12 protein-coding genes are annotated in these 13,072 nt (G+C 59.9%); 11 read left to right on the forward strand and 1 reads right to left on the reverse strand.

What is annotated here, in order from left to right:
- Positions 1 to 3: 3 nt before the first annotated feature.
- From HMPREF9162_RS03340 to eno, 9 genes are all read left to right on the forward strand, one after another.
- On the forward strand, positions 4 to 636 hold the full coding sequence (locus tag HMPREF9162_RS03340; protein WP_009752616.1) for a riboflavin synthase: 633 nt from the start codon (positions 4 to 6) through the stop codon (positions 634 to 636).
- A gap of 11 nt (positions 637 to 647) precedes the next feature.
- Entirely contained in the window at positions 648 to 1,862 is a 1,215-nt protein-coding gene (locus HMPREF9162_RS03345) for a bifunctional 3,4-dihydroxy-2-butanone-4-phosphate synthase/GTP cyclohydrolase II (protein WP_009752719.1), read from the forward strand.
- Position 1,863: 1 nt separating this feature from the next.
- On the forward strand, positions 1,864 to 2,328 hold the full coding sequence (gene ribE / locus HMPREF9162_RS03350; protein ID WP_009752743.1) for a 6,7-dimethyl-8-ribityllumazine synthase: 465 nt from the start codon (positions 1,864 to 1,866) through the stop codon (positions 2,326 to 2,328).
- Between the two features lie 70 nt (positions 2,329 to 2,398).
- A complete protein-coding gene (hslO, locus tag HMPREF9162_RS03355; protein ID WP_009438267.1) occupies positions 2,399 to 3,304 on the forward strand; it encodes an Hsp33 family molecular chaperone HslO in 906 nt (301 codons plus the stop codon).
- A complete protein-coding gene (locus tag HMPREF9162_RS03360; RefSeq protein WP_037350120.1) occupies positions 3,301 to 4,041 on the forward strand; it encodes a M48 family metallopeptidase in 741 nt (246 codons plus the stop codon). The genes hslO and HMPREF9162_RS03360 overlap by 4 nt, the downstream gene beginning before the upstream one ends.
- Before the next feature lie 178 nt (positions 4,042 to 4,219).
- Positions 4,220 to 4,810 (forward strand): transcriptional initiation protein Tat, encoded by a 591-nt coding sequence (locus tag HMPREF9162_RS03365; RefSeq protein ID WP_009438207.1) that lies wholly within the window; start codon positions 4,220 to 4,222, stop codon positions 4,808 to 4,810.
- A 10-nt stretch (positions 4,811 to 4,820) separates the two neighbouring features.
- Positions 4,821 to 6,101: a type II secretion system protein GspD gene (locus tag HMPREF9162_RS03370; protein ID WP_009438264.1), complete on the forward strand. Its 1,281-nt coding sequence runs from the start codon at positions 4,821 to 4,823 to the stop codon at positions 6,099 to 6,101.
- A gap of 34 nt (positions 6,102 to 6,135) precedes the next feature.
- A complete protein-coding gene (locus tag HMPREF9162_RS03375; protein WP_009349676.1) occupies positions 6,136 to 6,807 on the forward strand; it encodes a response regulator transcription factor in 672 nt (223 codons plus the stop codon).
- A gap of 579 nt (positions 6,808 to 7,386) precedes the next feature.
- Positions 7,387 to 8,691, forward strand: coding sequence for a phosphopyruvate hydratase (gene eno, locus HMPREF9162_RS03380; RefSeq protein WP_009438286.1), 1,305 nt, complete (start codon positions 7,387 to 7,389; stop codon positions 8,689 to 8,691).
- A gap of 68 nt (positions 8,692 to 8,759) precedes the next feature.
- On the opposite strand, the gene HMPREF9162_RS03385 is transcribed toward eno, so the two are convergent.
- Positions 8,760 to 9,272 (reverse strand): nitroreductase family protein, encoded by a 513-nt coding sequence (locus HMPREF9162_RS03385; protein WP_009752766.1) that lies wholly within the window; start codon positions 9,270 to 9,272, stop codon positions 8,760 to 8,762.
- A 123-nt stretch (positions 9,273 to 9,395) separates the two neighbouring features.
- Between HMPREF9162_RS03385 and HMPREF9162_RS03390 the strand changes: the two genes are divergently transcribed.
- Both HMPREF9162_RS03390 and HMPREF9162_RS03395 read left to right on the forward strand, forming a co-directional pair.
- Positions 9,396 to 11,204 (forward strand): M48 family metallopeptidase, encoded by a 1,809-nt coding sequence (locus HMPREF9162_RS03390; protein WP_009752493.1) that lies wholly within the window; start codon positions 9,396 to 9,398, stop codon positions 11,202 to 11,204.
- Positions 11,205 to 11,492: 288 nt separating this feature from the next.
- On the forward strand, positions 11,493 to 13,058 hold the full coding sequence (locus HMPREF9162_RS03395; RefSeq protein ID WP_009752512.1) for an AbgT family transporter: 1,566 nt from the start codon (positions 11,493 to 11,495) through the stop codon (positions 13,056 to 13,058).
- Positions 13,059 to 13,072: the final 14 nt, after the last annotated feature.

Below are 13,072 nucleotides of genomic sequence, written 5' to 3' on the forward strand. Positions count from 1 at the left end.
CGGTTGTTTACGGGCATCATCGAGGAGGTCGGCTCCTTCGAGGGCTTCACAGGCGGCGCAATCTCCGTCGGCGCGCATCTCGTCGTATCGGACGCGCACATCGGCGACAGCATTGCCGTCAACGGCATCTGTCTTACGGTCACGCATTTTGATGCGCACGGCTTTCGTGCGGACGTCATGCCGGAGACCGTGCGGCGCACGTCGCTCGCGGGGCTTGTGCGCGGCGCGCAGCTCAACCTCGAGCGGGCGCTCCTGCCGACGACGCGCATGGGCGGACATTTCGTCAGCGGGCACATCGACGGCTTGGGGCGGATCACGCGCATTCGAGAGGAGGGCAACGCGATCCTTATGACCGTCACGGCGGACGCGGAGCTCCTGCGCGGCATCGTGGAAAAAGGCTCCGTCGCCCTCGACGGCATCAGTCTCACGGTCGCGCGCGTCGGCACAGCGGATTTTACCGTCAGTCTCATCCCGCACACGCACACGGTGACGAACCTCGGCACGAAGCAGACGGGCAGTCCCATCAATATCGAGACGGATATTTTAGGAAAATACGCGCTGAAGCTGCTCGGCGGGAACGCGCCGGGGCAGGGGGGCGGATTGACGCAGGAGCTTCTTCTGCGCAGCGGATTTTAGGAGAGATACGCATGGATTTTGCAACGATTGAACAGGCAATCGAGGATATTAAAAACGGAAAGATGCTCGTCGTCGTAGACGATGAGGATCGTGAGAACGAGGGCGACATCATCGTTGCCGCCGAGAAGCTGACGCCGGAGCATATGAATTTCATGGCGACGTATGCGAAGGGGCTCATCTGCACGCCGATCATCGGCAGCCGTCTCGACGAGCTGCAGATCGGTCAGATGGTGGAGAACAACACGGACAATCACGAGACGGCGTTCACCGTCTCCGTCGACGCCTACGACACGACGACGGGCATCTCCGCGTTTGAGCGCTGCCGCACGGTGAAGCTGCTCATCGATCCCGCGGCAAAGCCGGGGCAGTTCCGCCGCCCGGGGCATGTGTTCCCACTGCGCACGGTGGAGGGCGGCGTCCTGCGCCGCGCGGGGCATACCGAGGCGACGACCGACCTTGCGCGGCTCGCAGGGCTTTATCCGGCGGGGCTTTGCTGTGAGGTCATGGCGGACGACGGGCATATGATGCGCACGCCGCAGCTCAAGGAGTTTGCGAAAAAACACGGACTGAACATCATCACGATCAAATCGCTCATCGAGTACCGCACGCGCACGGAGAACTTCGTGCATCAGGTGGCGGACGTTGATTTCCCGAGCAAATACGGGCATTTCCGCCTTGTTTCCTACGAGAACAGCCTGAACGGACGCTGCGACCTCGCGGTCGTCAAGGGTGATGTGCGCGGCAAGGAGAACGTGCTCGTGCGCGTGCATTCCGAGTGCCTGACGGGCGACGCGCTCGGCTCGATGCGCTGTGACTGCGGCGATCAGCTCGGCACCGCGCTCCGCACGATCGAGGCGGAGGGCGAGGGAGTTCTGCTCTACCTGCGGCAGGAGGGACGCGGCATTGGGCTCGCGAACAAGATGCGCGCGTATGCCTTGCAGGATCAGGGGCGCGACACGGTGGAGGCGAACGTCGAGCTCGGCTTTGCACCCGATCTGCGCGACTACGGCATCGGCGCACAGATTCTCGCCGATCTCGGGCTTTCGACCATCCGCCTGCTGACGAATAATCCTGCCAAGCGCGCGGGGCTCGAGGGCTACGGGCTGACGATCGTCGAGCGCGTTCCGATCGTCATGCACACGCACGAGTTTGACCGCCGCTATATGACGGTGAAAAAGGAAAAGATGGGGCATCTCTTGACGGATGAGGAACTGGGAGGAAAATAAGATGGCAAATATGCTCGAAGGATATATCAGCGGCAAGGGGCTCAAAATCGGCATCGTCGCCGCGCGGTTCAACGAGTTCATCACGAGCCGGCTGCTCAGCGGCGCGCTCGACGCGCTCCACCGTCACGAGACGGCGGACGGCGACATCGACGTCGCGTGGGTGCCGGGCGCGTTTGAGATCCCCATCGCGGCGAAGCGTATGGCGGTGAGCGGACGCTACGACGCCGTGATCTGTCTCGGCGCGGTGATCCGCGGCTCGACGACGCATTATGATTATGTGTGCAGCGAGGTCTCAAAGGGGGTCGCGCAGGTCGGGCTTGCGAGCGGCGTGCCGACGATCTTCGGCGTCGTGACGACGGAGAACATCGAGCAGGCAATCGAGCGCGCGGGGACAAAGGCGGGCAACAAGGGCGCGGATGCCGCCGTCGCCGCGATGGAGATGGCGAATCTCTTTCGGAAGATGTGACGGCGCAATTTAATTTTTTGGATAGGATAAACGGTGTGATATTTCATCTCGCCCCGGATTGGTAAGAACAATGGATCAACTGGTAAAGGCAATTGCGGCGGGCGGCGCATTGCGCGCCTATGCGGCGGTAACGACGGACGCGGTCGCGGAAGCGATGCGCCGGCACGACTGTTACCCCGTCGCGGCGGCGGCGCTTGGGCGCACGATGACGGGAGCGCTGCTCCTCGCCGCGAATCTCAAGAACAAGGAATCTGTCACGATAAAGTTCAAGGGCGACGGCGCGCTCGGCACGGTCACGGCGGACGCGACGGCGGAGGGATCGGTGCGCGGCTATGTGGATCACCCGCATACGAATCTGCCGCTGAACCCGCTTGGCAAGATCGACGTCGGCGGCGGCATCGGGCGCGGCATCCTCACGGTGACGCGTTTCACGGGGCTAAAGGAACCGGTCACGGGCAGCGTCGACATCACGACGGGCGAGGTCGCGGACGACCTCATCAACTATCTCTATACCTCGGAACAGACGCCGTCCTCCATCGGGCTCGGCGTGCTCGTCAGCCCCGAGCTGCGCTGTCTCGGCGCGGGCGGCTTCTTCGTTCAGCCCTTGCCGGGCGCGTCAGACGAGGTGATTGACAAACTTGAGAGCAATCTGCGGCTCGTCTCCTCCGTTTCTCATATGGTGGAACAGGGCATGGATGCGCGCGGCATCATCGGCGTCCTGCTCGGCAATTTTGACGACGTGAAGATTCTCGCGTCAACCGATCTCGCGTTCCGGTGCAACTGCTCGAAGAACTACATCACGGATCGCCTTATTACGCTCGGCGCGGACGACCTCGATAGTCTCGTCGCGGACGGGCAGGCGGAGGTGAAATGTCACTTTTGCGGTGAGGCGTATCAATTTGACGAAGAAGAACTCACCGCGATCCGCAGCGTCGCCATCAAGATGCGCGCCATGCACGCGCGCAGCGCGAAGTGAAGCGGCGTACGAGACTCTTGCGCGAGGAGCGCGGCACGATGGGCGGATACGACGTTCACATCCGCTATAAAAATATCAAGAACCTCTACCTCCGCGTTCAACCGCCGGGCGTCGTGGAGGTGAGCGCACCGCAGGGCATGACGGGCGCGGACATCGAGGGATTTATCAGCCGCAGACGTACGTGGATCGACGAACGCCTGCGGCCGATTTCTGCGGCTGCTGAGGCGCAGGAGCGTCGCCGCTACGAGATGGGAGAGACGATCCTCCTGTGGGGCGTGCAGTGTCCGCTCGAAGTGCGCCCCGTTACGCGCGGCAAAGCGTACGCGGAATATGCGGACGGGCGGATTCTCCTCTATGCATCGCCCGATGCGGACGTGGAGGAGCGTGCCGAGGCAGTGCGCGCTCTTTACCGTGCGGAACTCGCCGCCGCGATTGAGCGCACCGTGCCGGAATGTGAGCACATTGTAGGCAAACACGCCGCCGCGTGGCGCATCCGCGCGATGAAAACGCGGTGGGGGAGCTGCAGCACGCGCACCGCGTCCATCACGCTGAACCTCGCCCTCGCGCGCTATGAGCGCCGCGCCCTCGTCTACGTCATCCTGCATGAGCTCACGCATCTGTGGGTGCGCGGACACGGCGCCGTCTTCCACGCGCGCATGGATCGTTACCTCCCGGATTGGCGTGACGTGCGCCGCGTGCTCAACGCACAGGCGCGAGAGGACGAGGAGGGGCGGTGAACGTCGGTGCGTGGACGAATATAGGTCGTCTAAAATGCGGGGAAATCGCATTTTAGACGAAAAAATTTTCCATGCCGGTAATTTCGTGGAATAAAAAAGTTGCAGAATCGCGCAAATTATATTACAATAAAACAAAATAAGAAGACAGAACTCATGCACAAGGGGGCGGAGGAATGGAATGACGATAGAGATGCTGCGCAGCCGTTTCGCCGCCCTTTCGCGCCGTGATATGCACATGGGCGCAGCCTTGCTCGTTGCCGCGGCGGCGCTTCTCTATCTCGTGCAGACGCCCGCCTCGTCCGCAGTGATTGAGCCGCCTATGCAGATGCGCGCGCAGGAAGAGGACGAGACGCGGGAGATCGTCGGACTGGACGCGGCGGCACGTCGTCCCGAGCTGCGCAATCCCTTTACCTACTCACACGAGACACGCGGCGAAGCGGCGCATACGCCGGGAGTGTCACCGCCTTCGGATGAGAAGCGGGCGGGCGCGGCGGAGAATTCCGCGCCGCTGATGCTCGCAGACCGCATGTCCGCGACTGCGCCCGCTTTGCCGGACGGCACGGCACAGCCCGCCAAAGAGCTGCGCCCGATCCTGCGCGGCACGGTGACGGGGGCGGACGGCAGATGCATTGCCATCCTTGCGATGGGGGAGGAGAGCGCCGCCGTTGCAGCGGGTGATACATGGCGGGACTATGCGGTGGAGGATGCCCACGATAATGCCGTGACACTGCGGCGCGGAGCTGAGACACTGACGCTGCGGCGGGAATAGGAGCGGACATATGAAGCGTTTCGTCATCATGGGGCTCGCTTGTCTTGCCCTCCTCGTTCCCGCACGGCTCTATGCCGCGCCCGTGACCATCGACGTGACGGGCGGCGATGTCCGCACCGTTCTGCTCGCTGTCGCGCGCATGGGCAACGTGCCGCTCATCGTGGACGACGGCGTAACGGGCGCGGTGACCGCGCATCTGACGGGCGAACCGGAGGAACTGCTGCACCTCATCGCGGCAGCGCGCGGCATTCACATCGAGCGGCGCGGCGACGTATTCCTTGCGCTCGGCGCGGAGGCGCGCACGGAGAACCGCCGCGTCCACATCTATCCCGTGCGCTTTGCCGACCCCGCGGAACTTGCGTACGCCGCAAATTTATCCCTCGGCGGTGAAGGAAAACGCGGAAACATGTCGAAAACTAACGATGAGAGTGGAAATGAGGTCTCAGCGTCCGATACCGGGCGGCGTGTGCTCGTCGATACCGCGACGAACACCCTCCTCTTTTACGGTACGGAAGCTGAGGCGTTTGCTGTGCGCGAAATTATTTCCGCGCTCGACGTGAAACCGCGGCAGGTATCGCTCGAGGCACGCGTCGTCTCCGTCTCGAAGGCGGCGGCAAAGCAGCTCGGGGTCGACTGGACGTGGTCGGCGCTCCCACAGTATCCAAGCGTCGATGCCGGCGGACGCGTCACCGGGCGCAGCACCGGCGGCGGCAGAACGGGGACGAGCGCACCGGGCATCATACGGTTCGGCAGAGGTCCTGCGGGCGTCCCGTATGAATTTTATTATTCGGCGGCGATCAGTGCGCTCATCACGGACGGCAAGGCAAAGATGCTCGCCCGTCCGAACGTGACCACGGTGCAGGGGCGCGAAGCCCTCATCAACATCGGCGCCGAGGTGCCCGTCCCGCGCACAACGATGTCCGATCATGTGACGACCAGCGCGATCGACTACCGCGAAGCGGGGATCATCCTGCGCTACACGCCGCGCGTAACGGCGGACGGCACGATCACAGCGCGCGTCCACACAGAAGTCAGCACCCCCGTCTATGTCGAGGAGCTCAAAGCGTATCGCTTTCAAAAGCGGAGTGCGGATACGACAGTGCGCCTGCGCGATGGCGAGACGATGGTGATCGGCGGGCTCATCGACAGCGACGAGTCGCGTTCGCTCTCAAAGATTCCGTTTCTCGGCGATCTGCCCGTCCTCGGTGCATTTTTCCGCAGCGTGCGCACGAACAAAACGGAGTCCGAGCTGATGATATTCCTCACCGCTCGCGTGTTAGATGAGAATTGATATTTGCAGGAAGCAAAGAAAAGAGGAGATGTAAGTGGCGATTAGAATACTTCTTGCGGACGATCATGCGCTGCTCCGCCAGGGGATCAAGCGCGTGCTGAATTTTGAGGACGACCTCGAGGTCGTCGGCGAGGCGGAGGACGGACAGGAAGCCCTCGCGCGGACACTTATGCTGAAGCCCGACATCCTCCTGCTCGACATCAACATGCCGGGGCTGACGGGACTCGAGGTCACGAAGCAGCTCAAACAGGCGCGCTCGCGGACGAAGATCATAGCCCTCACCATCCATGACAGCGACAACTACGTCCTCGAACTTCTCAAGAACGGCGCGCTCGGCTACCTCCTCAAGGATGTCGAGCCAAATGTGCTCATCAAGGCGATCCATATGGTCAACGAGGGCAATCCCTTCGTCTATCCCAAACTTGCCGAACGGCTCTTCGGCAGTACGGCGGTCTACGGTGATGTGAGCCGCATGGCGAAGGAGATCTGGGATGAGAGCCGCGGCGAGCGGCTGACCCCGCGCGAGATGGATGTGCTTGGCTGTATCGCAAAGGGACTGTCGAACCAGGACATCGGCAAGGCACTAGGACTCAGCGAAAAGACGGTGAAAAACCACCTCACGAGTATCTTCCATAAGCTCAAGGTCAATGACCGCACACAGGCGCTGGTATACGTTCTTAAAAATAAAATAGTCACTTTGGAATAAAAAGAAGCGGTTCACATGAAATTGATGTGAACCGCTTCTTTTATATTGTTTTCTGAAAAAAGAATAAAGAAAAAGAGCCGCCGGCAATCCACTGCTCGGGCGTGCTCTTCTTCTTGGAAAGGGATGCTCGCAGGTCGGGAAAACCTGCGGCTTGAGAAATGGGATGTAAGGACTTTGCCTTACAAGAGGAACGCAGGGAGACGTTCCTTTAGAGGGATGATCAACAGGGTGAAGATGTCGGGGAGGACGTTTCGTATCCCTGTTGACATTTGTATCATACCATATTGATTTCGAAAAAATTTGTGACTAAAGTCACGCAAAAACAAAATAATTCGATTAAAAATCGATTCATATAATAATGGCTTACGTTAAAATAGTGGGGCAGCAGAAAGCCGGAGAATTGAAACAATTCTATGTAAGAACCGGCACATCCTCTCTAAAATATAACACCCGATTGCGTTGCTTTTTGTGTGAAAGAATCGTATAATGTGAGATAAGGGTTATCAAGTGGAGACGCACCCGGAAAGAGCGTTTCCCGGAGGGAGGCATCCCTTCTTTGGTGATGGAGGAGGAATATTCATGAATGATTACTTAAGAATCGCTCAGGTCATCGGACGTGAGATCATTGATTCGCGCGGCAATCCGACGGTCGAGGCGGAAGTCGTTCTCGTCGACGGTACGATCGGACGCGGCGCGTCTCCCTCCGGTGCGTCCACGGGCGAGTTCGAAGCGCTCGAACTGCGCGACGGCGACAAGTCGAAATACGGCGGCAAGGGCGTTTCCAAAGCCGTCGAGAACGTCAACGAAAAGATCGGCCCCGCCCTTGAGGGACTTGAGGCGGCGGACATCTACGCCGTGGATCAGGCGATGTTCGACGTGGACGGCACGAAAGATAAATCGAATCTTGGCGCGAATGCAATCCTCGCGGTCTCCATTGCGGCATCCGATGCAGCGGCGAAGTCCGAGGGCATTCCTCTCTATCGCTTCTTCGGCGGACTTCAGGCGAATGTCCTGCCCGTGCCGATGATGAACATCCTCAACGGCGGCGCACATGCGACGAACTCCGTGGACACGCAGGAATTCATGATCATGCCCGCGGGTGCACCCACGTTCCGTGAGGCGCTCCGCTGGTCGACCGAGGTGTTCCACGCGCTCCAGTCCCTCCTCAAGAAGGAAGGCAAGACCACGGCGGTCGGCGACGAGGGCGGCTTTGCGCCCGACCTTGACTCCGACGAGGATACGATCGAGCACATCCTGAAGGCAATCGAGGCGGCAGGCTATAAACCGGGCGAGGACTTCGTGCTCGCGATGGACGCGGCATCCTCCGAGTGGAAGGACAAGGAAAAGGGCAAGGGCTTCTATCATCAGCCGAAATCCGGCAAGAAGTTCACGTCCGACGAGCTCATCAAGCATTGGGAATCGCTCGTCAACCAGTTCCCGATCTACTCCATCGAGGACGGGCTCGACGAAGAGGACTGGGACGGCTGGAAGGCGATGACGAAGGCGCTCGGCCACAAAGTTCAGCTCGTCGGCGACGATCTCTTCGTCACGAACACGGAGCGTCTGAAGAAGGGCATCGAGATCGGCGCGGCAAACTCCATCCTCATAAAGCTCAATCAGATCGGCTCCGTCTCCGAAACGCTCGAAGCGATCAAGATGGCGCACAAAGCGGGCTATACCGCCGTCACCTCCCATCGCTCGGGCGAAACCGAGGACACGACGATCGCGGATCTCGCCGTTGCACTCAACACGGCACAGATCAAGACGGGCGCACCGTCGCGTTCCGAGCGCGTCGCGAAGTACAACCAGCTCCTGCGCATCGAGGAAGAACTTGGCGCGAGCGCCGTTTATCCGGGCAAGCGCGCATTCAGCTTCATGAAGTAAGAGTCCCTTTAGGACAATAGAAAAACCACCGCTGCGGCGGTGGTTTTTCTTGTGGGGTGCGCGTATCTTCATAGGACTGTTACAATCTCCGACATCTCCTTACGCACCTCGTGACGCGGCGAGGGGACGCCGTTTTCCGCCGGATAGCCGACGGGGAAGATCGCGATGAGGTCATAGTCCGCCATCTCGGGGAAGAACTCCTTGAGTTTCGGCGCGTCAAAATGACCGACCCATGTCGAGCCGAGCCCCTCGTTGTGAATGGCGAGCATGATATGCGTTGCGACGATGGCGGCGTCCACGTCGGCGAAATTGCGTGCGTCGTACTGCCGTATCCATGCCTCGCCCGGCTTGCCGCCGACGACGAGGAAGAGCCCCGCGCCGAAGGTGAATTTCGTCGTCTCCGCGAGTTTGGCACAGGCCTCCGGGCTCTCTACCGCCCAGACTTTGAATGGCTGCTTGTTGACTGCCGTCGGCGCAAGCCGTGCCGCCTCGAAGATGCGCCCCATTACGTCGTGCGGGATCTGCTTGTCCGAAAGTGCGCGGCAGGAGAACCGCTCTTTGATGAGTTCGCTGTATTCCATATGATGACCTCCTCGATTACCGGATACATTCATTATACCACAGGACGAAAATCTTTTTCAGCAGAAAATAAGAAATCCATGTTATTCTGAGCACATTATCATATGGGGAATGAGAGGTGCAATATGCGGAAGAAATTCTCTGCGGCGCTTGCAGTCGCCGTCCTTGCAGCGGGGATGTTTGTTCCAATGCCGCGCGCGCAGGCAATCGACGCGTGGGCGATCGCGGCACAGGCACTCGGCGTATTCGGTGCATATAAGTCGTCGCTCGCCGCCGTGCTTGCGATGGGCAACGATGTCCATGCGCAGGTGGAAAGCAAGCGGCAGGATCTCGCAGAGCAGGGGCGGGCAAAGAACGAAAGCGACATTCATCTCGTGGACGGCATCATGGAACGTCTCGTAGAGCACGGCGATTATGTGCTGCGTGCGAACTCCCTGCCCTTTACATGGGCACTGACAGACAGTCCGGTCTTTAATGCGGCGTGCTATCCGACCGACTACGTGACCATCAACCGTGGACTCGTTCATGGGCTGAACGGGAACGTGGACGAGCTCGCCGCCGTTCTCGGGCATGAGATGACGCACGGGCTCCGACAGCACAGCGCGCATAACTATGCAAAGGCGGCGGCACAGTACTACGGCATGGCGTTCCTCAACATGAACACGGGACTCATGGACTGGGGAAAGATGAATGCACTTGTCAACTATTCGATTGCCAAGAATGTTACGCTCCCTACGGAGTACGAGGCGGACGAGGGGGGCTTCCGCATCATGACGAGCGCGGGGTTCAATCCCGGCGGCGGCGCGGCGGCAATGGCACGTATGGGCTATTATCTCACCTACGAGACGCAGGAGCTGCAGGAGTACCAAGATCCGACGCAGAAAGATCTGCCGCAGGATGATTTCTCTGATCATCCCGCGACGGAAAAGCGCGAAAACCGTCTCGCGCAGTATATGACCGACTACAGTGCGGGGCACGTTACGGTCAAAGACCGCAAAACGGTCTGCATCGACGGGACGCCGCTCTTTACCGTAACGTGGACGGACGAGAACTACGACAACAGCCCCGAGAACGCATACCTTGCCGCAGGAGCGCTCGCGCGTGCCTTTCATGACTTCGATGCGGCGGAGGATTGGGGGCTCGCCCTCACGCGGGACGGCGGCGCGACGCTGCGCGGCGACGCGCGTGTGAACGAGCTGCTTTACTATTTTTTGAAGACGTCGCATACGGGCGGACAGCTGCGTGACCTCGTGCAGGCAGCGTATGCGGGCGAGGCGGCGAGCGGTGCACGGGAGAAGCTGCGTGCCGAGGAACAGTCGCGTGCAGATGCCCGGGCGAAGGAACGAGCAGCGGTGGAGGCGGCGGATGCCAAGGCGATCGAAAAGATGCGCGAAAACAGCGACGCCTACAGCGACTACGGCGACACGGCGCGCGCCCTCGCCCTCATGGAGCGCGTCTTTGCCTCCCCCAATGACAAGGATCGCGCGCTCAGCTATGTGATTCGTGCGCGTGCCTATGCCGCGCGCGGCGATGCTGCCGCTGCGCTCCAAGATGCCGATCGGGGCGTCGCCGAGGGCGGGAAGAACGTCCTCACATGGGTGAACCGCGCGGATGTGCGCCGCACGCTCGGCGACCGCGAGGGCGCGCTCGCCGACTGCATGAAGGCAATGGAAGTGGACGCGAAGAGCCCGTATGCCTACCTCATAGCGGGGGAACTTTATGACGAGATGGAGGATACCGCGCAGGCACAGACGTATTTCAAGAAACTCTACGAGGTCGAGCCGCGTGCCGTTGCGCGTATTCCGGACACATACTTGAAGGACATTGACAAGAAAGCATACGATAAACGCATAAAGGAGCAGAAACAAGCGCGCGAAGAACGGGAAAAGGCGCTGCGGGAGAAAAATAAAAAGGAAAGCAAAATAAAATCCTGAGCATTCGAAAAGGGCTGCTGCACGCGCATATGAAACGCCGTGCAGCAGCTTTTTTATCGGATGATGTCTGCACAGAGCTGCAGAGCTGTCGCACCTCATTATCGGTACACCTCGTATGGGAGCTCTGTGCTGCGCGGTTATATATTCCGGCATATAAAATACATATACAATAAAAGGTTTTTTGCAAAATATATCGAAATAATAAAATTATTGTGCATTCATTGTAACCATACGACTTCTTTGTTGTCTTACACAATAAGATGAAGTCCGCAGTCAGGAGGAATCGTTATGACAAAAGAACTGCCGAAATCCCCGCCGCCAAAACAAGAGGTCGGCGTCATCCTTGGATGGATCGAGCGCATGGGCAACCGCATCCCCGACATCACAATGCTGTTCATCTGCGCCTTCGTCATCACCTGTATTTTATCCGCAATCCTATCGCAGATGCATTTCGACTACATCCATCCCTCGACGCACGAACCGATTGCGGTCAATAATATGCTGGACCCCGCCGCGCTCGTCACGTTGCTCACGAAGATGGTGACGAACTACACGGGATTCCCGCCGCTCGGCATGGTCATCGTGGCGACGCTCGGCATCGGCATCGCGGACGGCTCCGGCTACATCAATACGGGGCTCAAGAAAATCCTCGCCGTCACGCCGAAACGCCTCATCACGCCCATCGTCATCCTCGTCGGCATGGCGAGCCACCTCGCGCCGGACTCGGGCTATATGATTATCATCCCCATCGCCGCGTACATGTTCTATGCTTCGGGCAAGCATCCGCTCGCGGGCATCGGCGCCTCCTTCGCGGGCATCGCGGGCGCCTTCGCCGCCAACTACACGCCGTCGGCGATTGACCCCGTCATTCAAGGGTTCACGCAGATGGCGGCGCAGATCATCGACCCGACTTATGAGGTCAACGTCCTGTGCAACTACTTCTACGCGCTCGGCTCGACGTTCATCGTCATCGCGGGCTGCTGGTGGGTCACGGAAAAAGTCGTCGAACCGTGGTGCCGCAAGGCCTGCCCCGTGGACGCGGACATCGACGTCCCCGCGCAGAACCTCTCCGTCACGCCGCGCGAGAACCGCGCGTTCTATATCGCGAGCGCGTTCCTCGTGCTGCTCCTCGTCGGGCTCGTCCTCGCCCTCCTGCCCGAGGATTCCATCCTGCGCGACCCGGCGGGCAATATCGCGAGCTTTAAGGCGCCCGTCATGCAGTCCATCGTCGCCATCATCTTCCTGCTCGCGGCGGCGGTCGGCGTCGTCTACGGCATCATCAGCGGCAATTTCCGCAGTTCCAAGGATTTCACGCATTCGATGGAGGAGATTACGAAGACGCTCATTCAGCTCATCGTGTTCTACTTCTTCGCCGCACAGTTCATGTATGTGTTCGGCGCGTCCGGCATCGGCGCGCTGATTGCCATCGCGGGCGCGGAGTTCCTGAAGTCGCTCGCACTGCCGCCGCAGGTCACAATCTTCGGCATCATCCTCTTCGTCGGTATGCTGAACCTCATCATCACCTCGGCGTCGGCGAAGTGGGCCATTCTCGCGCCTATCTTCGTGCCGATGCTCATGGCCGTCGGCATCGCGCCGGAACTGACGCAGGCGGCGTTCCGCGTCAGCGACTCCGCCGTCAACGTCTGCACGCCGATGTTCGCGTTCTACCCGCTCATCATCGTCTACTGTCAGAAATACTATAAGGCGACGGGCGTCGGCACGCTCAGCTCGCTCATGCTGCCATATACGGCAACGCTGCTCGTCACGCTGACGATCACGCTCTATCTCTACTGGTTCCTCGGCATTCCGCTCGGCTTCCAAGCCGACTATGTGTATCCGCGCGTGATGTTTTAACACCTGTTGAAAGG

Origin of the sequence: Selenomonas sp. oral taxon 137 str. F0430 (genome assembly GCF_000183625.1) — a bacterium.
Taxonomy (GTDB): domain Bacteria; phylum Bacillota; class Negativicutes; order Selenomonadales; family Selenomonadaceae; genus Centipeda; species Centipeda artemidis.